Consider the following 1,180-nt stretch of genomic DNA (forward strand, 5'->3'; position numbering starts at 1 on the left):
GGATCAGTCGATGATTTTGGAGACGACGCCGGCGCCGACGGTGCGGCCGCCTTCGCGGATGGCGAAGCGCAGGCCGTCTTCCATGGCAATCGGGGCGATCAGTTCGACTTCGAACTTCAGGTTGTCGCCCGGCATCACCATTTCCGTCCCCTCGGGCAGCGTCACCGTGCCGGTCACGTCCGTCGTGCGGAAGTAGAACTGCGGGCGGTAGTTCGCGAAGAACGGCGTGTGACGGCCACCTTCCTCTTTGGTCAGGATATAGGCCTCGGCCTCGAACTTCGTGTGCGGCGTCACCGAGCCCGGCTTGCACAGGACCTGACCGCGCTCAACGCCGTCACGGTCGATACCGCGCAGCAGCGCGCCGATGTTGTCGCCCGCTTCGCCGCGATCCAGCAGCTTGCGGAACATCTCGACGCCCGTGCAGGTCGTCTTCCTGGTGTCACGGATGCCCACGATCTCCAGTTCGTCGCCCACGTTGATCACGCCACGCTCGACACGGCCGGTCACGACCGTACCGCGGCCCGAGATCGAGAACACGTCTTCGATCGGCATCAGGAACGGCTGGTCGACAGCACGTGCCGGCGTCGGGATGTATTCGTCCACGGCCGCCATCAGTTCGCGGATCTTGTTCTCGCCGATTTCCGGGTCACGCCCTTCCATCGCCGCCAGCGCCGACCCGGCAACGATCGGAATGTCGTCGCCCGGGAAGTCGTAGCTGCTCAGCAGTTCGCGGATTTCCATCTCGACCAGCTCGAGCAGTTCCTCGTCGTCCACCTGGTCGACCTTGTTCATGAACACCACCAGCGCCGGAACCCCGACCTGGCGCGCCAGCAGGATGTGCTCGCGCGTCTGCGGCATCGGGCCGTCGGCCGCGTTCACAACCAGGATCGCGCCGTCCATCTGCGCCGCACCCGTGATCATGTTCTTCACATAGTCCGCGTGACCGGGGCAGTCCACGTGCGCGTAGTGACGCGCGTCCGTTTCGTACTCGACATGCGCCGTCGAGATCGTGATCCCCCGCGCCTTCTCTTCCGGCGCGCCGTCAATCTGGTCATACGCACGGAAATCACCGAAATACTTCGTGATCGCCGCCGTCAGCGTCGTCTTGCCGTGGTCAACGTGACCAATCGTACCGATGTTCACGTGCGGTTTCGAACGGTCAAACTTTTCCTTTGCCATG

1 protein-coding gene is annotated in these 1,180 nt (G+C 63.7%); it reads right to left on the bottom strand.

Annotated elements, in window-relative coordinates; genetic code table 11:
* Positions 1-3: 3 nt before the first annotated feature.
* Entirely contained in the window at positions 4-1,179 is a 1,176-nt protein-coding gene (gene tuf / locus BUB53_RS22180) for an elongation factor Tu (protein WP_073038261.1), read from the bottom strand.
* Position 1,180: the final 1 nt, after the last annotated feature.

Source organism: Roseovarius pacificus (genome assembly GCF_900142665.1).
Lineage (GTDB): Bacteria > Pseudomonadota > Alphaproteobacteria > Rhodobacterales > Rhodobacteraceae > Roseovarius > Roseovarius pacificus.